The 19,884-nt window shown below is 56.1% G+C and carries 21 protein-coding genes; 13 read left to right on the forward strand and 8 right to left on the reverse strand.

What is annotated here, in order from left to right:
• Window positions 1-86 precede the first annotated feature (86 nt).
• Together ABLO27_RS08535 and fabI are read right to left on the reverse strand one after the other, a co-directional pair.
• Entirely contained in the window at window positions 87-731 is a 645-nt protein-coding gene (locus ABLO27_RS08535; protein ID WP_353032034.1) for a histidine phosphatase family protein, read from the reverse strand.
• 104 nt (window positions 732-835) lie between these two features.
• Window positions 836-1,654: an enoyl-ACP reductase FabI gene (fabI, locus tag ABLO27_RS08540; RefSeq protein ID WP_353033494.1), complete on the reverse strand. Its 819-nt coding sequence runs from the start codon at window positions 1,652-1,654 to the stop codon at window positions 836-838.
• Between the two features lie 170 nt (window positions 1,655-1,824).
• On the opposite strand from fabI, the gene ABLO27_RS08545 reads away from it, so the two are divergent.
• From ABLO27_RS08545 to ABLO27_RS08560, 4 genes are all read left to right on the forward strand, one after another.
• A complete protein-coding gene (locus tag ABLO27_RS08545) occupies window positions 1,825-3,237 on the forward strand; it encodes an FAD-binding oxidoreductase (protein WP_353032035.1) in 1,413 nt (470 codons plus the stop codon).
• 656 nt (window positions 3,238-3,893) lie between these two features.
• On the forward strand, window positions 3,894-5,369 hold the full coding sequence (gene dnaA / locus ABLO27_RS08550; RefSeq protein WP_353032037.1) for a chromosomal replication initiator protein DnaA: 1,476 nt from the start codon (window positions 3,894-3,896) through the stop codon (window positions 5,367-5,369).
• Between the two features lie 317 nt (window positions 5,370-5,686).
• The gene (locus tag ABLO27_RS08555) at window positions 5,687-6,136 is read left to right on the forward strand and encodes a glyoxalase superfamily protein (protein WP_353032038.1); all 450 of its coding nucleotides are present in this window, start codon (window positions 5,687-5,689) and stop codon (window positions 6,134-6,136) included.
• Window positions 6,137-6,336: 200 nt separating this feature from the next.
• Window positions 6,337-8,133, forward strand: coding sequence for a caspase family protein (locus ABLO27_RS08560; protein ID WP_353032039.1), 1,797 nt, complete (start codon window positions 6,337-6,339; stop codon window positions 8,131-8,133).
• Between the two features lie 22 nt (window positions 8,134-8,155).
• Here ABLO27_RS08560 and ABLO27_RS08565 read toward each other — a convergent pair whose 3' ends face one another.
• Both ABLO27_RS08565 and ABLO27_RS08570 read right to left on the reverse strand, forming a co-directional pair.
• Complete coding sequence (locus ABLO27_RS08565; protein WP_353032041.1) at window positions 8,156-9,016, reverse strand: methyltransferase; 861 nt, start codon at window positions 9,014-9,016, stop codon at window positions 8,156-8,158.
• Between the two features lie 54 nt (window positions 9,017-9,070).
• Complete coding sequence (locus ABLO27_RS08570) at window positions 9,071-9,826, reverse strand: SOS response-associated peptidase (RefSeq protein ID WP_353032042.1); 756 nt, start codon at window positions 9,824-9,826, stop codon at window positions 9,071-9,073.
• Between the two features lie 122 nt (window positions 9,827-9,948).
• Here ABLO27_RS08570 and ABLO27_RS08575 point away from each other — a divergent pair, with 122 nt between their 5' ends.
• From ABLO27_RS08575 to ABLO27_RS08595, 5 genes are all read left to right on the forward strand, one after another.
• Window positions 9,949-10,461 (forward strand): hypothetical protein, encoded by a 513-nt coding sequence (locus ABLO27_RS08575; protein ID WP_353032044.1) that lies wholly within the window; start codon window positions 9,949-9,951, stop codon window positions 10,459-10,461.
• 27 nt (window positions 10,462-10,488) lie between these two features.
• Window positions 10,489-10,908 (forward strand): NUDIX hydrolase, encoded by a 420-nt coding sequence (locus ABLO27_RS08580; protein WP_353032045.1) that lies wholly within the window; start codon window positions 10,489-10,491, stop codon window positions 10,906-10,908.
• Between the two features lie 105 nt (window positions 10,909-11,013).
• A complete protein-coding gene (locus tag ABLO27_RS08585) occupies window positions 11,014-12,042 on the forward strand; it encodes a DUF3179 domain-containing protein (protein ID WP_353032046.1) in 1,029 nt (342 codons plus the stop codon).
• 38 nt (window positions 12,043-12,080) lie between these two features.
• A complete protein-coding gene (locus tag ABLO27_RS08590; RefSeq protein WP_353032047.1) occupies window positions 12,081-12,491 on the forward strand; it encodes a TIGR02301 family protein in 411 nt (136 codons plus the stop codon).
• Window positions 12,492-12,681: 190 nt separating this feature from the next.
• Window positions 12,682-12,954 (forward strand): hypothetical protein, encoded by a 273-nt coding sequence (locus tag ABLO27_RS08595; RefSeq protein WP_068407121.1) that lies wholly within the window; start codon window positions 12,682-12,684, stop codon window positions 12,952-12,954.
• A 124-nt stretch (window positions 12,955-13,078) separates the two neighbouring features.
• On the opposite strand, the gene ABLO27_RS08600 is transcribed toward ABLO27_RS08595, so the two are convergent.
• Window positions 13,079-13,795 carry a LysE family translocator gene (locus ABLO27_RS08600; RefSeq protein ID WP_353032048.1) on the reverse strand — a complete coding sequence of 239 codons (717 nt, stop codon included), beginning with the start codon at window positions 13,793-13,795 and terminating at the stop codon, window positions 13,079-13,081.
• A 99-nt stretch (window positions 13,796-13,894) separates the two neighbouring features.
• Between ABLO27_RS08600 and ABLO27_RS08605 the strand changes: the two genes are divergently transcribed.
• On the forward strand, window positions 13,895-14,578 hold the full coding sequence (locus tag ABLO27_RS08605; RefSeq protein WP_353032049.1) for a hypothetical protein: 684 nt from the start codon (window positions 13,895-13,897) through the stop codon (window positions 14,576-14,578).
• A 96-nt stretch (window positions 14,579-14,674) separates the two neighbouring features.
• Here ABLO27_RS08605 and ABLO27_RS08610 read toward each other — a convergent pair whose 3' ends face one another.
• From ABLO27_RS08610 to ABLO27_RS08620, 3 genes are read right to left on the reverse strand one after another with little or no spacing between them, the layout of a single operon-like run.
• A complete protein-coding gene (locus ABLO27_RS08610) occupies window positions 14,675-15,055 on the reverse strand; it encodes a cupin domain-containing protein (RefSeq protein ID WP_353032051.1) in 381 nt (126 codons plus the stop codon).
• A complete protein-coding gene (locus tag ABLO27_RS08615) occupies window positions 15,042-15,530 on the reverse strand; it encodes an OsmC family protein (RefSeq protein WP_353032053.1) in 489 nt (162 codons plus the stop codon). The genes ABLO27_RS08610 and ABLO27_RS08615 overlap by 14 nt, the downstream gene beginning before the upstream one ends.
• A 15-nt stretch (window positions 15,531-15,545) precedes the next feature.
• Window positions 15,546-17,144 (reverse strand): aspartate dehydrogenase, encoded by a 1,599-nt coding sequence (locus tag ABLO27_RS08620; RefSeq protein WP_353032055.1) that lies wholly within the window; start codon window positions 17,142-17,144, stop codon window positions 15,546-15,548.
• A gap of 107 nt (window positions 17,145-17,251) precedes the next feature.
• Here ABLO27_RS08620 and ABLO27_RS08625 point away from each other — a divergent pair, with 107 nt between their 5' ends.
• From ABLO27_RS08625 to ABLO27_RS08635, 3 genes are all read left to right on the forward strand, one after another.
• Entirely contained in the window at window positions 17,252-18,148 is an 897-nt protein-coding gene (locus tag ABLO27_RS08625; RefSeq protein WP_353032057.1) for a LysR family transcriptional regulator, read from the forward strand.
• A gap of 138 nt (window positions 18,149-18,286) precedes the next feature.
• Window positions 18,287-18,901, forward strand: coding sequence for an AraC family transcriptional regulator (locus ABLO27_RS08630; protein ID WP_353032059.1), 615 nt, complete (start codon window positions 18,287-18,289; stop codon window positions 18,899-18,901).
• A 289-nt stretch (window positions 18,902-19,190) separates the two neighbouring features.
• Complete coding sequence (locus ABLO27_RS08635; protein ID WP_353032061.1) at window positions 19,191-19,853, forward strand: L,D-transpeptidase; 663 nt, start codon at window positions 19,191-19,193, stop codon at window positions 19,851-19,853.
• Window positions 19,854-19,884: the final 31 nt, after the last annotated feature.

Raw genomic sequence — 19,884 nt, forward strand, 5'->3', positions numbered from 1 at the left:
ACATATGGGTACATTCAACTCTTTGTGACGCTGCCTGAGCAATGAATGAGAAACGCAAGGCCAGTGAAAGAGCCCCGGAAGATCTGTCAGACTTCTTCAAAGCGGCTGTTCCGCCACACGAACACCTTGTCCTGCGGAACGTCCAGTCTCGGAACGGTGACTGTATCCAACCCTTCCAACAAACCACGCAGGACCCGGTAGACACCGCCGTGCGATACCACCACGGAGGGTCTGTCCACGGTCTTCAGCCAGACGCCGATACGCTCAGCCAGCATTCTGTAGCTTTCGCCCTTGGGAGGAACAAAACCCCATTTGTCTGACTTGCGATGCAAGAGCTTGTCCTGCTCGTCATCCGCCAGGTCCTCCAGCGTGAACCCTTCCCAATCGCCAAAGGTGATTTCCTTCAGCTGGTCTTCCAGGCGATAGGTGGCAACCTCCAGTCCCATGGCTTGTCTCAACCGTTCCATGGTCGCTCGCGTACGGCCCAAGGGTGAGGAGACAAAATCAAGCGTCGCCGGGTCGATGTTCTCGCGCTCGAAAAAGGCTCCCAGTCTTTCTCCGTTTCCGGTCGCCTGCAGTTCACCTATCCGGTTGAGGGGAATATCGCGCTGCCCCTGCATGCGGCCTTCCGCATTCCAGTCGGTCTGTCCGTGACGAATGAAGATCAAGAGTTCCGGGTCGTGCAGCTTCGGCAAAAGGCCGGGTTCCGTGGCAGATTGAATAGTTGTCATGAGAACATCCGAAAAGAAGAACGCTCCGGTCTTATGAGGCCAGAGCGTGAATAAAAAATGGCCGGTCAATAACCGGCCATCCTGGGTCCGTTGACCCTAAACGGTTAGTCTTTCACAACCGATATGTCAGGCGCATCCACCGCCTTCATGCCGACGATGTTGTAGCCACAATCGACATGCTGGATTTCGCCGGTCACTCCGCGACCAAGATCGGAGAGAAGGAACAGGGCGCTGTCGCCCACTTCTTCAATCGTGACCGTGCGGCGCAGGGGCGAGTTGTACTCGTTCCACTTCAGGATGTAGCGGAAGTCGCCAATGCCGGAAGCAGCCAGCGTCTTGATGGGACCTGCGGAAATCGCATTGACGCGAATATTCTGCGGACCAAGATCCATCGCCAGATACTTTACGCTGGTTTCCAGCGCTGCCTTCGCAACACCCATGACGTTGTAATGCGGCATGACCTTTTCAGCGCCGTAGTAGGTCAGCGTCAGGATGGACCCGCCGTCGGACATCAGCTTTTCCGCGCGCTGCGTAACCGCCGTCAGAGAATAGCAGGAGATGTCCATCGTCCGGTTGAAGTTGTCGGAAGACGTGTCAACAAAACGGCCGGTCAGTTCCGTCTTGTCGGAAAATGCAACCGCATGAACGACAAAGTCGATCTTCCCCCATCTGTCTTCAAGGTTCTTGAAGACCGCGTCGATCGTGTCGCCGTCAGTTACATCGCAGTGTCCGGCAACAAAGGCCCCCAACTGTTCGGCAAGCGGTTCGACACGCTTTTTCAATGCGTCACCCTGATAAGTGAGCGCCAATTCGGCTCCTGCGTCGGCCAGCGCTTTGGCAATACCCCAGGCAATCGACTTGTTGTTTGCCACGCCCATGATCAGGCCGCGTTTGCCGTTCATCAGTCCGCGCGTTTCCGCCATCATCATCTCCGAAAAGAATTCCATTACACCCCGAAGGGGCTGGCATCCTATGGCACAAGGGGTTTGTTCCTTCAAGTGACCCGGAGTTGGAATGAAGCGTCGACGGCGGCGGCAACAGCCACTATGTTGACGCCCGAATTTCACTTTCAAACCTCACGAGGTCCTCGCTCATGGAGCGCTCTTCCCATGCCGACCGCTTCGCTGAACTGATCGGCGCAGCGAACGTATTGACCACCCCTGACGATCAGGCTCCGTACCTGACCGAATGGCGCGACCTTTATCAGGGCGTCACTCCGATGGTGCTGCGACCGGGCTCCACTGAAGACGTCAGCAAGGTAATGACATACGCCTATGAGCAAGGGCTGAAAATCGTACCGCAAGGGGGCAACACCGGACTGGTGGGTGGACAAATCCCGCAGGAAACCGGGGATGAAATCGTCCTTTCACTCTCGCGGCTCAACAAGGTCAGGTCTGTCGACCCTGTGGGTTTCACGATTACGGTGGAGTCCGGAGTGGTTCTGGAAACGCTCCAGAACGAAGCTGAAAATGCCGACCGCCTGTTCCCCTTATCGCTCGGTGCACAGGGCTCGTGCCAGATCGGCGGCAACATTTCCACCAATGCCGGCGGGACCGCCGTCCTTGCCTATGGCAACACCCGCGACCTCGTTCTGGGCCTCGAAGTTGTCTTGCCGACCGGCGAGATCTGGAACGGATTGAGGACCCTTCGCAAGGACAATACCGGTTATGATTTGAAACAATTATTTATCGGCGCAGAGGGTACCCTGGGGATTATTACGGCCGCCTCGCTCAAACTTTTTCCAAAACCGAAAAAACTGGAAGCCGCTTTCGTCGGCCTGCCGAATCCGCAAGCCGCGCTCAAGCTGTTCACGCTGGCAAAAGCGCAGGCCGGCCCGGTGCTGACCGGCTTTGAAATCATGCCCCGTGTCGGCGTCGAGTTCTGCCTCAAGCATCTGGACGGCGCCCGCGACCCGCTTGAAGGCGAACATGCATGGTATGTCCTGATGGAACTCTCCAGCGGTTCGGAAGCCTTCCCGGTGAGAGATCTTCTGGAAAGCATCCTGGGTGAAGCCTTCGAGGAAGGCCTGGTGGAAGACGCTGCTTTTGCCCAGAACCTCTCACAAGTGCAGGACTTCTGGCATATTCGTCACGGCATGTCGGAAGTGCAGAAACCGGAAGGCGGGTCCATCAAGCACGACGTGTCTGTTCCGGTTGCTTCCATTCCGGACTTTCTGGACAAGGCAATGGCTGCCGTCAGCGAATTTGTGCCGGGTTGCCGGCCCGTCCCTTTCGGTCACATCGGCGACGGCAACATCCATTTCAATGTCAGCCAGCCGATCGGGGCAGACAAGGAAGAGTATCTTTCCAAGTGGGATGAAATGAACGCGATCGTGCACGGTATCGTTCACGACTTCGGTGGCAGCATCTCAGCTGAGCACGGAATTGGCCGTTTGAAGCGCGATCTCCTGAAAGATGTAAAATCAGATATCGAGATGGAGCTGATGCAACGGATCAAAACAGCGTTCGATCCGAAGGACCTCCTGAACCCAGGGCGTGTTCTCTGAGACACCATCGCGATGCTTGCGTAATCAGACAGCTGCCGAATCTGGCAGCTGTTTTTTTAGGTGGCGCCCGCCCTTTCCAGATGCATCACTCAGGTTTCTCAATAGCCTCCCGCTTTGCCACCTCACCAATTCGCTCTTTGAAATCACTTGGAACGGGTGACAGTCAGACCCGAAACCCTAGTGAATAATGACAGGGTGATTTGCAATCTGCTGAATTCCGCATCGATGAATTTGACGATTTTCAAAGCAAATTCCCGGAAACCGGTGGAAAACGCCCCAGAGAGTTAATTTTCTCTTAATAAAACTGCCGCTTCAGCAGACATAATCAGAACATCGAAAGAAGAAATGAGCATGTGTGGGGGCACACAAAAGATTTCTTCGCTACCAGGTAGCATGAATCTACATGCGATCTTCGCGTGCAACTCCCTCTCATCTGCAATTTTCAAACGTCGTGCGGTCTATGACCTCATAAAAAGAAGCTATTTGAAAGGATGGTAAGTAAAAGGTTAATGGCATCTACCAGGCAAGGATAAGCCATTCGGTCTGGAGGTACTGAAACAGCCACCGGACAAACAAAGCAAAGAGCAGCGACGGCGGAAAGCTGCTCCTCGACAGTGCACGTGAGGGAGAATTCCATCCCTCTGATGGAGGCCACAATGCAGGTTCAGAACCTAGCCCGTTTGGATCATTGGGAGCGCGTTAAGGAAGAACTTCGGAGTGATCTTGGTGAAGATGCTTTCTCCAACTGGTTCGGAAGAGTGAAACATGAGGAAACAACAGGCGACGCGGTACGGCTGTCGGTTCCAACCCGTTTCCTGAAGAACTGGATTGAAAGCAACTATGGAAAGAAGCTCGTAGGACTGTGGAAGCGCGAGCAGAACGAAATTACCCGGATCGAATTCACGGTCCGCAGCGCGCTGAGACCGCGTGACATCCAACCGACCCAACCTCCCAAGGCCATCGCCGCGCGACGGATCAGCGGCAGAGTCACCGGCGAAAACAATGCTTCAAATCTGCAGGAGGAAATGGGACTGCAGTCAGGTATTTCCGCATTCCCCTGCCTAGCCGACACGGGCGATGAAGCAGCTGCGGCCTTCCTGAACGGTGCTCCGCTCAATCCAAGGCTGACCTTTGGCACCTTTGCCGAAGGCCCTTCGAACAGTCACGCTTGTGCAACGGTCCGCCAGATGGCAGTCGGTCACGAAGCTGCACCCGACCTCCTCTACATTCACGCTTCCACGGGCACCGGCAAGACTCATCTGCTTCAGGCGGCGGCCGCAGAGGCACGCAAGACCGGCAGGCATGTCGCCTATCTGTCCGCCGAGTTCTTCATGTACCATCTGGTACCAGCACTGCGCACGCCGGCATATCCGGTTCTGCGCCAGGCCATGAAGTCAATCGACCTGTTGCTGATTGACGATCTGCAGTTTCTGCACGGCAAGCAGGACCAGGAAGAGTTCAGCAGAACACTTGATGTGCTGATGGAGGCCCCTTCCCAGATCATCATGGTTGCTGACCGGGCACCGGAAATACTCGACACGCTGCCGTCACGCCTGCGGGACCGCATTCAGTCCGGCGTCATTTCCGGCATCCATCCTGCCGACTATGCGTTGAGATACGATATCCTGACAAAGTGTGTCGCCTCGGCGCGCCAGGTTCACCTCACTGCTGCGATACCGCGTAGTGTCCTTGATTACATCGCGCGCCATGTCGTCTCCTCGGTGCGCGATCTGGAAGGCGCCCTCAATCGCCTATACGCCCACAACCAGTTGACCAAGCAACCAGTCACGCTGGATCTTGCCGAGAAGACATTGCATGACCTGGTCCGGATCGGTGAACCCCGCACGATCAAGGTGGAGGAGATTCAACAGGTGGTCTGCAAGCATTTCTGCGTGACCAAGGCTGACCTTCTGTCTTCCTGCCGGGCCCGTACATTGGTCCGACCGCGTCAGATCGCAATGTACATTGCCAAGGTGATCACCGGGCGTTCCCTGCCGGAAATCGGGCGGCGCTTCGGCAATCGCGACCACACGACCGTGTTGCACGCCGTTCGCAAGATCGAAAACCTGCTGACGAAGGACAATGCGCTTGCACAAGAAGTGGAGTTGTTGAAGCGGCTGGTTCACGCCTGATCAACGACTGACAGCACTCGAAATGAATGTGGCGGCCCAAATGCTGCCACCTGCCGGATCAAACCACCGGAACCATCTCACCTCCCTCAACTTGAAGCCGCAAACGCGGCTTTTCTTTTGACTGCGTTGACAAGGCCCGCACGGGAACCTATTCCTGACGGCGGTTTGAGGGAACCGGCCGCCCGCAGGCGAAAGCTCAGGTGAATCCCCTCCGGCACTCTTCTGTTGCCGTCTGGCATACCTTCGCAAGCATGCGCAGGCGAATGGCAATGCGGGCCCCATTCATGATTGCCTGCCTTTCTTGAAAAGGTGCCTCCATGACACTCGCAAATATCGCTGAACTCAAAACACAGGCAAAACGGCTACGAACCGCTCTGGCGGAAAACGGTCAATCCCTGTCTCATGCCCAGGCCCTGGAGCTGGTCTCGAAACAACACGGTTTCAGAGACTGGAACACAGCCTGTGCCTCTGCGCGCAACAGCTCTCCAAGATCCTTTAAAGTGGGGGATCGGGTTACTGGTACCTACATGCAGCAGGCGTTCGCAGGAGAAATCAGAGGCCTCTCCAAGGTTGGTCAGAACGACCACATACGTGTCGATGTACAGTTCGATCAGCCGGTGGATGTCGTGACATTCGACAGTTTCTCGTCCTACCGGAGCCGGGTGAACTGCATCATAGACGAAGACGGCATTGCCGTGAAGAAAACCTCCAATGGCGAACCCTATCTGAAGATAAAGATTGCGACTGCCGATCCCAAACATCGGTAGTCGAGCATCTTCGGATGAGGTGGACCTGGTTTTCGCGACAACCGGAAAGTGTTCAAACTCCTGTAAATCGGTGTAAGCCATGGCATACTCGATCTCATGGAGTGTTGGTGCGACAAGCCGGGACATTCACTTGTCGGCTCATCGGACCAACCAGAACATCCCGGAGCCCCTGAGGGTGTTCCGGTGCTGGAGAACCGAGCATGACGGGGAATGAGTTCATTGCGGTGAGACGGGCGAAGTATCAGCACCTTCGCGCACTCCTTGTTTTCCTGCTCATGTTGTCGGCCTCCGCGGCGAACGCTTCGGTCATGCCCGGAGGCAACAGCGGCTGGCTCGTTGTGGCCAGTCGCCCCGATGCCGGAGCGGCGATCCAGGTCGCGCGTGGATTTGCCGGGCGCTTTCCGCAAACGACAGTTTTCCAGTCGAACAACGGCTGGTTTGCGGTCGCGCTTGGATGGATGACGCAGCCTGCGGGTAATACATACAAAAACCGGCTGGTCGGAACAGGCACGATTCCCGGCGACAGCTATTTTCACAACGGTCAACGCTTTCAGTTTGTGGTCTGGTCTGCAACAGGCGTCACAGGTGGTGCGTCTCCAACCCTCTTTGCTGCAACGCGTCTTTCCACCGGATCTCCTCCGGCCTCACCGTCACCTGCCTTGTCCGGACAGGCTTACGTCACCGGGCTCGATCCACGGGGTGACAATTTCCTTTCCTTGAGAACCGGCCCGAGCACCCGATACCAGGAAATTGCGCGCCTTCGAGAAAACACCCTTTTGACGGTCCTCGGAAGAAGTGGATCGTGGCTCAATGTGGCTCTGCAGAACGGTCGATCCGGGTGGGCCTACAGCAAATACATCGCGGCAGCCCCCAATTACCCCTCAGCCTCGCGCCCACAGACACCTGCCACCGCCGCCCCCGTCCCCTCTGTCTCGGTTCGCGCGATTTCACCACCCCGGCAAGGTGTGGTTGGTGATTTGAGCAGCAGCGGCGACACGTACCTTTCCCTGCGTTCCGGTGCCGGAACGGGCTCTCCTGAGATTGCGCGCCTTCTTGAGGGAACCCGTGTCCGGATGCTCGCCCAACAAGGGGCATGGTTCGAAGTTGAGCTTCGCAACGGCATGCGCGGGTGGGCCTACGGGCGTTACATCGATGCGGCGCAACGGCAATCTGCAACAGCAGAAGTGCCGACGATCGGACCTGACACGAACCCTTCTCCAGAGGCTGGCAACGACAAGACGGCCTCTGCTCCTGCGGCAAACCCCAAACTGCCCGACCTTTCCACGCTGCCGGAAGGAAAGCGCGTTGCACTGATCCTTGGCAACTCAGCCTATGAGCACGCTCCGCCGCTTCCCAATCCGAAGAACGATGCAACCGGCCTGACCGACTCTCTTGAGCGTCTCGGTTTCACCGTGATACTCGGCCTCGACCAAACCAAACCAGCGATGGAAAGCACCATTCGATCCTTCGTGAGAACGATCCGGGATGCCGATGTCGCTCTCTTCTTTTATGCCGGACATGCAATGCAGATGGGTGGGAAGAATTTTCTGATCCCGATCGACGCAAAACTTGAAGACTCAACCGCTGTCGATTTCGAAACAATCGAACTCGGGACAATCCTCGACTATATGAATGCCCCCGGCCGGCTTTCCATTGCGCTTCTGGATGCCTGCCGGGACAATCCGCTGTCTCGTCGGTTTTCCCGCACACTCGCCACAAGTCGCAGTTCGTTTGTAAAGCGAGGGCTGGCGGCGCCCGAAGCCGGTGGCGGCAACATTCTGATCGGCTTTGCTACGGCCCCGGGCGATGTGGCACTTGACGGCGATGGCCGGAACAGCCCTTTCACGACCGCACTCTTGAAACACATCGAAACTCCGGGGCTGGAGATCGAACTGATGATGAAGCGCATAAAGGCCGATGTCTATGCATCCACCAACGGTTCCCAATCACCCTGGCACAATTCCGCTCTTCGGCGGGAATTCTACTTCCTGAACTAGCCTTGGCCGCCGGACTGCGGCCTCAGCGCAATTGCGCCATCACCAGGTGACCCGGCACAGGTTCACCTTCTTCCAGCCTGACCGTGATCGGATCCATGGCCAGAACTTCAAAGCCGGCTTCATCCAGCGATGATCTGATGTAGCTTTCCGCCTGTGCAAATCGGCTCTTGGGACCGACCATGTAGTTTCTGCCCTGCAGGGCGTCCGCTGGAAGCGTTTCGGTTGAAAAAGCCAGATATCCCTTGGGCGCGAGCCGGTCCACCGCCCCTTGAAGGAATGGCTCCACCGCTCCGAGATAGGGAAAGACGTCCGTCGCAGCAATCAGATCCCATGCGGGACGTGAGCCGTCTTCTTCCTCGAACTCCTGAAGGAACTCGACAGCTTCTCCTACATAGAGGTCGTCATAGGCTTCCCGGTCATAAGCAAGTTCAACAACACGCTCGGAAAGATCAATGCCCGTCCGATGCGTGGTGCAATCGGCAAGCGCCATGCCGGTAAGACCTGTACCGCAACCGAGATCAAGCAATCGCTCAAACGGGCCGACCTCCAGGCGCTGGATCATTTCGCGCAGCAGCAGCGGAACGCAATATCCGAGTTCATCAACAAGGATCTCATCGAAGACGTCTGCATGCTGATCGAACAGCGTCGCCACGTAGGCGTCTGGCATCTTGTCCGGAGCCTTCTCCACCCCAATTGCAGCAAGGCGAATGCTGGCACCGCCTGAGTCTTCCGGGTCGAGCTCCAGAACCTCGCGAAAAGCCTTTTCGGCGCCAGCCAGGTCGCCGGACTTTTGCAAAGCCAGGCCTCTATTATAAGCCTCGGCAAGTGCTTCGTTCTCGGGTTCGTCGTCAAATTCAGCGGGAGATGTATCGTCTTTGCTCATGGCCGCCTCCCTACACCTGCAGAAACTCAATTGCACGGCAAAACTGAAGTTGCCTCAGAACAAATCCAGCTGACTGTCATCAGGGTCGCGTCTTTTGCCTTGTCCTGCGCTTTGCGATGACGGCGCTGCAAGAACCAACTCTTCCGGTCCCGCCGTGCGCTGAATGTCTTCGTCGTCATTGACCACCTTGTTCACGCGGGTCGTGACAGGGGTCGCCACCAGGAAGTCGTCTTCGACCGGCCGCAGCATCTTTTTGGCCTCACGCGTGTCGACATTGGCCGTGTCGAGCCAGGTTTCAAACGACTCCGGCTTCAGGATCACGGGCATCCGGTGATGGATTTCCGACATCATCCGGTTGGACTGAATCGTGAGTATCGCGCCAGTGTCCATATCACCGCCGTCGGGATCCGACCAGGTATCCCAAAGACCGGCAAAAGCCATGATGTCGCCATCTGCCGGTCTGATCCAGTAAGGTTGCTTGCCTTCAGGCGTCCGGCGCCATTCATAAAATCCGGAGGCCGGGATCAGGCAGCGATGATGCCTCATGGCCGCACGAAAGGAAGGTTTTTCAGCCGCCGTTTCGGCCCTTGCATTGACCAGCAGCGAGAAGCTGGCCGGGTCTTTGACCCAGGAGGGAATCAAACCCCAGCGAACCAGATGAAAACGGCGCTTGCCATATTCATAACGCACCGTCGCGATCGGTTGCGTTGGCGCGATATTGAAGCGTGGCGGGAAATTCGGCTGATCCACGTAGCTGAAAAAATCCCGAACGGCGTCCGGCGGTGTTGTAAGGGCCAGGCGACCACACATGTTGCTAACTCCGTTCGGAACCTTTCAGCCCTCGATCCATCAATCCACAAGTGCTGCAAAGTTAGGCAATTGGAAACAAAAAAGAAGTAGCTTAGTCCTTAAGGCAATAACAGGGGGCAGATATGGAATGTGTGGGTCCAGTTTTGGGCGCCGGAGATCTGGCAGCTGAAAGGCTGGAGCAGGCCAATATCAATCCCCATACCGGACTTGCGACCGACTATCTCAATCATTTCAATGAAGTGATGATGCTTCTCGAGATGCTTCCGGACATGCCCGATTGCGCAGAAGATGTTCTGGAATGGGAGCCTCTGGACTATGAGGGGCATTTCGAGAATTCGACCTTCAAGGACAAACAGCTGGCGATCCAGGCCTATTTTGCTGCACCGTCACACCTGCGTGAGCATTTGGAAACCCAGGTCGCCGAGATCAACGCGCTGGTCGGTGAGATCCAGGATCAATTGCGCCAGGCTTCCGACCCTGCGGTGATCGCCACGGAAGTCGCCGACAAGGCAACAAACGATATCAAGCCTCTGATCGCGGTTGCCGGAGCTGTGATTCACGGTCATGTTGAGCCCGAAGCAACCCAGCATGAAGGTGATGGCGCACAGGCGGAAATCGACGCTCTGTTCGCCTGAGGTCCTCATCTTCAGGTCGAGAACGGCATGTCACGGTTTTATCCAGCAAACCCACGCGTCGGCGTCAGCGTTTTGTGCCACAGAGACGGCCGCGCATTGATGGTCAAGCGCGGCAAGCCGCCATTCAAGGACCATTGGAGCCTGCCCGGAGGTGTGGTTGAACTGGGCGAAACCCTGGTTGAAGCAGCCGAACGCGAGCTCTTGGAAGAGACCGGCGTTATCGCTTCACTCTCTGCTCCGGTCGAGACGTTCGATTCCATTCAGCGCGACGAAGACGGCAAAGTCGTCACGCATTTCGTTCTGACGATCTTTGCCGGCGAATATATTTCCGGCGAAGCGACTGCCGGTGACGATGCAGCTGCAATCGATTGGGTACACCCGGATGAAGCCGATAACCGTCCAACGACACCCGGAACCCCGGAACGCATAAGACGGCACCTGCCCTGACGATCCGGCAGCAAACGGTTCACACAGGTTTGCTGCACTGTGATTCCCAATTTCTCCCTTTGTCGAACACCATACGGTCAGGTCTGACTGGTCCGGAGATTTGACATGTGGACGGCAGTTTCGGTTTTCACAGCATCGTTCACCAAACTGGCGAGCGCTTGTCTCCTTGCGGTCATTTTCTATTCTCCGGTCCTGGCAAATCCTGACCAGTGGCGGCGAGCCGGTTTCTCGACGGATTTCTCCAAGGCGACTGTCAGTCTGGACACGATTTTCTCCGGCGGTCCTCCAAAGGACGGCATCCCCTCCATAGACGACCCGAGGTTCGAAAGAGCACGTGACATTTCCTGGCTGGGTGACCGGGAGCCGGTGATCCGACTTGAGCTGGACGAAAACGTCAAGGCCTACCCGCTTCAGATCCTGATCTGGCATGAGATCGTCAATGATCGGATCGGTTCAGTTCCGGTTTCGGTGACCTATTGTCCCTTGTGCAATTCCTCCATTGTCTTCGACAGGCGTCTCGATAACGAGGTTCTCGACTTCGGTACAACAGGTCTTCTGCGAAATTCAGATCTCGTGATGTATGACCGGCAAAGCGAAACCTGGTGGCAGCAATTTACCGGCAAGGGCATTGTCGGAAAATACTCAGGCCGGGATCTGAAGATGATCCCTTCCAGGGTGATTGCGTTCGGTGAGTTCAGGAAAGAACATCCCGATGCCGAGGTTCTGGCCCGGCCGGTGCCGCCCCGGCGCAATTACGGGCATAACCCTTATGTCGGGTATGACAGCCGGTCTGCTCCCTACCCGCTGTACCAGGGAGAGCTTCCGGACAACATCAATCCAATGGCGCGCGTGGTTGTGGTGCGCGACGACGATCAGACCTTTGCTGCAACCCTCGAGCATGTTCGAAACCAAAGCACAGTTGAGCTGTCCAACAGGATTCAGCTGCGCTGGACGGGAGAGCAGGCATCCGTTCTTGACAGAAGCGAGACTGAAAACGGACGTGCCATCGGTTCTGTAGAAGCAGTCAGGACCGGAGGGTCGCAAGAGATACCGCTTGTTCACGACGTGACTTTTGCGTTCGTCGTTCATGCCTTTCACCCTGAATTGCCAATTCTTGGGATCATGACACCATAGCGCTTGCGATCATTGGACCTTATGCGCATGATCCGCGCATGAGGACACTGCGCCTACAATTTGCCGTATACCGGGTTGTATTCGCTGCTGCGACCGGATTGCTGCTACCCGGCCAAATCGCGGCGGCGCAGGAGACCGGCGTTGATGCGCCTCCTTACGAACAGCAGCTTATGCGGCTGTCGGAAATTTTCGGTGCCCTGCATTTCCTGCGCCCGTTATGCAAAGAAAATGACACGCCGAGCTGGCGAGACCAGATGGAAGATTTTCTGGACGCTGAAACCATCGATGAAAACCGCCGACGGCGCTTCATTGAACGATTCAACCAAGGTTATCGTGGATTTTCAGTCGCTTACAGGGACTGTACAGATGCTGCCCGTATCGCAATGGGACAGTATCTGACCGAAGGCGAGACCATTATCAGCGACGTTACCAGCCGTTACGGTCGCTGAATTCAGCAAAAATCGTCGAATTGTTACGAGTTGGTTAACCTTTTGAATCAAATTTGTGGGTGGCCGTTAAGTTTGCGTTCACGGTTACTTATCAGCGCGGTTAGCCGTGCTAGGATCAGATCATGAGATTCGGGGCAGGAACACGTTGGGGTTGTCTCCAGGCGTTCGGGAAGGACCGGTAAGGGAACGAATGATTAACGACGATTATGCTGAAGCGGCAATGGAAGCCGAATTTGCCGAAGACGAAGACATCAGGCGTGCCGCGCTCGGGTTCATCTCTGACGCGTGGGCAGAAGCAATCGCCAACGGTGTAGACGCGGATGCAGTCGCCCATGCGGCGATGTTCACCGCACTCGCCGACCTTGTAGCTGCATATGGCGAGGACGCTGTCGCCAAACTGGCGGAAGGATTGCCGGACCGCATCCTGCAGGGTGACTACACCGTCAACCGCGTATTGCAGTAAGCGCAGCGACATTCGAAAATGAGGCCGGCCAGTCCGGCCTTTTTGATTCTGTGTGTGGAATTGGTGAGCCACTGCCGACGCTTGCCTGTCCCGTTTGCCGATCGCATTAGGCCAATTCGCTCTGTCAGATTCTGTCCACCGCCAGTTTCAGGTAGATCAGGGCTCCGAAGGCGACCAGAATGAAGCCTGCAATATGGTTCGCCCGATCGAGCCATCTGTCATCGATGCGTGCCCTGAAATGTGACACGGTTGCCGAGACCATGATCCACCAGGAGGTCGCCCCGGCAGCAACACCGGCGACCATCATCAATGCACCGGCATGTTCCCCGTGAGGCGGCCGAAACTCACCTAGCCCCCCGAAAATGGCAGCGAACGCCAATATCGTCCCGGGATTGGTGATTGCCAGGAAAAAAGCCGCGGTCACATCGCCTATGTATCTGTACTCTTCGCCATCGCCGTTCTTTTCCAGATGCGGATGCGTGTTCCAGATCTTGATCCCGAACAAGATCAGCAGTGCACCACCGACGATCTCGATCATACTGAACTGATCCTCGATGAACGTTGTCACGGCGGAGACACTGAAGATCGCCGCAGTGGCGTAAATCGTGTCGGCGAGAACCGCCCCCAATCCAACCAGAACGCCATGCCGAAAACCGCCACGAACCGCGTGTTGAATAGCCATGACGTTGACGGGACCGACAGGAGCTGTGGTGAGAATGCCGATAAAATATCCGATCAGCGCATATTCCAGGAATGTCACAGCCGGTCCTTTTCTGTCGAACCTCGGAATCGGTTTCAGAACGATTGCGCCTTCGATAGCGGTCGAGAAGCATCGTGACAAGAATGGGAATATCCTGTCAGCGCGGTTCCAACTATCGCACGAATTGTTTAAGGAAGGTCCCCAAGGGGCATACAGGTGGAAAACCAGAAGGAACTCGCCATGGGACGGACATTTGCGGCGGCACTCCTGATCGCCTCATTCTCCTGCTCGGCCGGCATTGCCAAGACAGTCCAGACCGAAATCATTCCGGTCACACCAACCGAGGAAACGGAGGCTGCTCCGATCCCGGCGGATGAACTCTCTGTTCCGGCAAGCGAACAGAACCGGCAAGAGCCTTCTCCTTCAGCAACTCAGGCAGGTTCAGACGAGGACAGCGCCCCGCCACAGGTTCTTTACAACACATCGGTCCTGCCAAAGCCGGTTTCACGGATGCACTCCCAGCTACGGGAGGCTGCCCTGCTCGGCGACATGGAGCGGCTTCGCATGGTGCTGGAAAGCAATGAACTGCCACCAACCCTTTCGTTTGGCGAGATTGGAGATCCGATCGACTTTCTGAAATCCAGTTCCGGCGACGGTGAAGGCTTCGAGATCCTGGCTATTCTGGCCGACACCCTTGACGCGGGTTTCGTTCATGTGGATGCCGGAACTCCGCAGGAAATGTATGTCTGGCCCTACTTTGCCCGCTATCCGCTCGACAGCCTTGCCCCCGACCAGAAAGTCGAGATGTTCCGCATTGTCACGGCAGGTGACTTTGCCGAGATGCAGGAATTCGGTGCGTGGACCTTTTACCGGGTCGGCATCGGGCCAGACGGAACGCTGCATTACTTTGTTGCCGGAGATTAAGGCCAGCAACTTCAGCTCTCATGCTGAAAGAAGGTTGAAGGCCTGAAGAGCGTTCGCCAATCGGCTCTTCGCTCTCCAGGCTCCGGTACCGCCGTGTTAGCGAACCCACCTGCGCGACAGCTCGTCACGATCATCGTAAGACGCTTCGAAGATCGGAGCAGCAAGCGTCGCGCGGACATGCAACACGCCTTCCCCGTTGTTGCGGAAACCGTGCTTGCTTCCGGCCGGGATCAGCACGCTTTGATTGGCGCTGGCATTGTAGGTCTCGTCTCCGCACCAGATTTCCGCTGTGCCTGCCACCACCTCCAGAATCTCTTCCACGGCATGAAGATGCAATGGTGCGCCCATGCCGGGATCGCAGAATTGATCGAATATGCAAAGCTGATAAGCACCGTTGACCGACGAGATACGCATTTGGGTTCGCACGCCCGGGCGCCATTCTTCAAGTGGCTGAGAGTTGTGATCAAACATCGTCATTGGCACTTTCCTTGTTCTGCAATGTGACCGACCAGTTTTCAATGATTGTGCTGCCACTGCCGGCAAACAGTTTCGAAACCGGACAGAAGCGTTTCAGGTTTGTCTTGGTCTCCTGAAGAGCTGCTTCAGTGCCCAGCGCCGAAAGGGTTATGTTCAGTTCAACCTCCGGAAACGGCGTGTCGATTTCTTCCTCAAGCATCACGCCTCTACGATCGAAACTTGCGTTCAATGCAAGGTCCAGAGACTGGACGGTGAGGCCGGCGGCCGTCGCGCAGCGATGCAGGATGACATTGGTACAGGCCAGAAGCGCGGCGCAGACGGTTTCCGTAGGAGACGCGCCCTGATTTGTTCCGCCACGCTCCACCGGCTCGTCCATGATCGCAACAAGATCCCTAACCGAGACTTCGGTGCGTGCATGTGTGGGACAGTTCGCCCCCAAGCGAACCGGGACGACTGTCTTTTGTCGAATTGCCATTCTTTCTTCCTTGTATCAAACCAGTCCCGCACGGCATCGCCGGATGGCTGCCAAGGCCGACAACGCGGCCATTGCCGAGGTACGGGGATTGTCAGGTAAAGGCGGGCTCTGGAGCGTGGCGGTGAACGCGCCGGCGTCTCCGACCACCCGTAATTCATGACTGTTCTCGGTGACGCGGGGATCGGCGATCAAGGTGACCTCGGTTCGATCAAGACCCAGACCTGCAAGCGCTGCCGCCGCCGCGACATTTGCGTTTTTTGGATAGAGCCGCGCAGCTTCCCGTGCCGAACCCGAGAACAGTTCAACCGCTTCCGCACATGCGCCCAGGTCCGTAACCTCTTCGGCTGCACTCCCCCGCCATGCAGAAGGTGGTTTGCGGCTTGTCAGCTGAACTTCCCGCAAGTCGGCTCCTCGAAGAGCCCTGAGAGCGTCGAGTCCGGCGATGGCGCCGGACAATATTTCCAATTGAACACCGCCTGCCTTTGAAGCCTCTTCCAGCTCCCTGAGGATATCTGCATGAGCCAAAGCACCTGCGGACAGAATTCCGAGCGGAATTCCCTTACGCAGAATATCGGCGCCAAACATCTGCAGACCGTCATGGCCTGCGCATTCGATAGCGAAATCGAACGTCAGGCGAGCCAAATCCTCCAGTTCGCTGGCAACGATCACCCCCTGTCCGAGCTGCGAGGCATAATTTTCAACGCGGTCCGGCTGCACCAGGACGGCTGCGATTGAAATGTCAGGGAACCTGTCGACGGCAGATAGAAGAAACTGCCCGATCGCACCGCAGCCAATCATCAGGACCGAAACGGGTCGAGGTGAAACCTGCTCTCCCAGCAAGAATGGCTGCACCTGATCGACATATTCCTCGGGGCGGGCTAGCGGAAGAAAATGTCCGCCCGCACGCAGGAAGCGGCAGACCGCACCCGGGAGCTGGTCCGCCAGATGCTGCGACATGTGCTTTGGAACGACAAGATCGTCTTCAGCTCCAACGACCATAACCGGCTGCCTGATCTCCGCAACCTCGCCCGAGCTGTCAAACGCCATCAATGCATCCATGCGCTCAAGCAATGCCTGCCGATTGCTGGACTCGACCGTCTTGCGCTCCCAAGCCTCCGCTGCCGCCGGATCAGCGGCAATCAGCTCGGGTTTCAAAACCGAGAGAACTTGCGACTGCGCATATGCAGAAAGTCCCATCTCATCCAGAATCTGCCGGCGCAGACGAAAACTTCTGAGAAAGCCTGCGTCCGGCGAGGCCCAGGTTGAGCTAAGTACCAGACGGGTGACCCTTTCCGGGCACGACAGCGCCATTTGTTGCGCAACCGCCCCACCCATTGACTGGCCAATCACCCGGCAGCTGGCGATGTTCAGATGGTCGAAAAGGCTGAAAGCAAGCTCTGCCAATATTTCAACGGAGACCGATTGCTTGAGCGGAGACGAGTTTCCGCTACCTGGGTGATCAAACGAAATCACCCGGAAGTCTTGCTTCAGAATTTCGGTAACAGCTGACCAGAAACTGAATTGCCCACCAAGCCCCGGGATCAGCAGAAGCGGTTCTCCGGCTTCGGTGTCGGAATAAGCTATCTGGCCGCCGTGGAAATCAAACTTCAGCATTGGTCTGCCCCTGATCTTCAAAAGACAGGCTAGCGCAGTTTTTTCGGTAGAAATATAATGAAATCAAGATAAATATTACGAACTAATTTTCACGAATAGACTTGCAAATGACCGACTATCACCTGTTCAAAACAGTTGCCGAAACGGGAAGTTTCGCGGCCGCAGCGGAGCTGTTGGGCAAGACACCTTCTGGGCTGAGCCGCCGCCTGACGCGCCTGGAAGACAGGCTCGGACACCGCCTGCTTGAACGTACAACACGGCGACTGATCTTGACCGCCAAGGGGGAAGCTTTCCTCGATCACTGCAACAGGCTTGTTGAGGCAATGGCACGCGCGGAAGCCGAGGTCGTTTCTGCGGAAACTGAACTGGCCGGATCTTTGAAAATACGGACCATTTCAGCCTATGCGGCACGAGGTTTTCTTCCTGTCCTGAGCGCTTTTCAATCCCGCTTTCCAAGAATAACACCCTGGCTTCTGCCTGAGGGGCCAGCCTCACAGAGAGAAGACGCCGACCTTGTCGTGTCGTCAACGTCCGTCACATCAGGACCCGACGCCTGCATTCTGGAAATGAACCCATGGGTCATCTGCGCTGCACCTCCCTACCTTGAAAAGCATGGGGTTCCCGAGACACCACAAGACCTGTTGCAGCATCGGTGCCTGGTTCTCGACCTCGCCGGAAAGCCCCAACAGCAATGGATGTTTCAGGACAACGACCAGGCTCTCAGTCTTGAAGTACCGCCGGCAATGATTGCCTTTGGTGAAGCAATTCATGCAGCGGCACGCGAAGGCCTCGGCGTTGCAAGGCTGGCTTCCTTTCTCGTGCGAAAAGATCTGGAGAAGGGAAAACTGGTTCCCTTGCTGACAGAGTATCTCGCCTCCAGTAACCGTGCCATTTGCGTTTCTCCAACTGAGAGTTCGGCGCATTTCGCCAAGGTTCGTGCCTTTATGGCGTTTGCCGCCGAACTTGACCAAACAACAGGCGAAAGCCCAGCGCGGCAGATGTAATGCTCCGGGCAAGAGGAACCATCACCTCCCCCTGGCTCTGCCAAAAGCTGCGGTCCAGTTGGATCTACCTCTTTGCGCTCAGATTGTCCGTTGGTAGCGTTGCAGAACGTCGACTCACTCCCTTAAGGCCGGGTCTCAATGAATATCGATTTTGAAAAGATAGATGCCGCCCGTCAGGCGCGGGGCTTTTTGCCCATTTCTCAAATGATGACCATGCTGGAAGGCAATCTGGTCCTGGACCCCTTCTCAACGCTGATTTCCTCGGGTGTGAGTTTCGGAAAGGACAATGTTCTTTATCCAGGTGTTACCCTCCAGGCATCGGCGGGAACGACGATTTCTCTGGGTGATGCCAATATTCTTTACTCCGGCACACTTGTCTCATCGACCCATGGCGACGTTGCCATCGGAGATCGTAACCAGTTTGGCGAAGGCGGTTTCACAGCCAAGGCAAACAGGCCTGGCGCCGAAATCCGGATTGGCAGTCATGGCCGTTTCCTCAACAACCCGAGTGTTTTCGGCGAAACAGTTTTGGGAGATGGAACCCAGATCCTCGGCAACATTACAGTCGATACCTGCACTCTTGGCGACGGCGGCTCTCATGCGGAACCGGATCCTGACTTGCGAGGCGGCCTTTTGAAAGGTCAGGGAACCGCCAGAAATCTGATTGTGCCGATGGGACATGTCATCGCCGCGCAGGGGTCTTTTTTCGAAGATGACATGCTTCCGCAAAGCCATTTCCATCCCCAAAAATAGCCAACCTGGGACTGGATATCGGCTTAGACGAAGATTACAGACGTCATCGCTCCAACCTTTGGGATCCCGGTAAGCACTGGCATCAAAGACCCTGTTTTCAGTTCGAAACTCTACGGAGATGGATCGTCTTAACAATCCATTTACCATAATGCTGTTGCCTTTATTTCGGGTTATCCGTTTAATTTCGTCGAATATTTGTCTTGCCAGAACTCCAACTTCTGCTTCACGCAAGGTTATCCGTGGCAGGATAAGTCATGTCGCTCTCGTGCTCCGATGAAAGGATGCGAATATGGCGCTGGATTTAAGCCGTCGCAGTTTGATTGCCGGAATTCCATTGCTTTTGGCAGCATGTCAAAGTCAGAAAACTTCAACACTTCAAGCAGGCCTCAATCCCCTCTCAGACGGCACGCCGGATTACGCCCTGGCCTATGCGCCAACGGTAGATGGAGGGTTTTCTCTGCCGGGGATCGCTTACCAGAGCTTCGACCCGCAGTATCTTCGCCAGACCGTCTATTATCCAACCAGCTACCCCGAAGGCACGATCGTCGTCGATCCGAACAACAAGTTTCTCTATCTGATACAGCCCGGCGGCTACGCTATCCGCTATGGCATTGGGGTCGGGAGGGCCGGTTTTGCGTGGAATGGTGAAGCGGTCATCCGCTACAAGAGGGAATGGCCAAAATGGTTTCCGCCGGACGAAATGATCGAGCGGGATCCCAGCCTTGAGAGATATAGAGACGGCCAGGAAGGCGGTCCAGACAACCCCATCGGCGCCAGAGGCCTCTATTTGTGGCAAGGCAACAAGGACACGCTTTACCGCATTCACAGCACCAACCAGCCAAGCAGCATCGGAACCAACGCCTCCAGCGGCTGCATCCGCATGTGGCATCAGGACATCATTGACCTTTACGAACGGGTGAATGTCGGCGCCAATGTAGTTGTACTGGCGTGAATCAGCGAGACGGGTGGCTTTCTTAGCAACA

Source organism: Roseibium sp. SCP15 (assembly GCF_040329435.1).
Taxonomy (GTDB): domain Bacteria; phylum Pseudomonadota; class Alphaproteobacteria; order Rhizobiales; family Stappiaceae; genus Roseibium.